This is a genomic window from Arthrobacter sp. Y3225116, assembly GCF_059091245.1.
The window spans coordinates 1-263 of the sequence record NZ_JBNHGL010000626.1; the positions used below are offsets into that span (position 1 = coordinate 1).

The following is a 263-nucleotide window of genomic DNA, read 5'->3' on the forward strand; positions in this document are numbered from 1 at the left end:
AGGATGAACGCGGCGGCGGCCGCCGCGGTCGCCAGCAGCCCCGCCGCCGCGTAGAAAAGCGCGCGGCGGCTCCGCCAGAGCCGGGCCAGGCGGAGCACGACGAAGCGCCCCAGGTAGAACCCGCCGAGCACCAGCAGGCTGCCGACGGCGGAGGGGTGGATCCATATCGCGCCCAACGCGACCACCGCGAGTGCGGTGAGATCCGCCGTCGTCCTTCGCCGTGCGCTGCGGGACGGGGAACCGTCGCGGGCCACGGCCCCGGT

1 protein-coding gene is annotated in these 263 nt (G+C 75.7%); it reads right to left on the reverse strand.

The genetic code is table 11. The features are described from left to right. On the reverse strand, nt 1-263 hold a 263-nt coding region (locus AC5RV2_RS19270; protein ID WP_494093654.1), incomplete at both ends, for a hypothetical protein.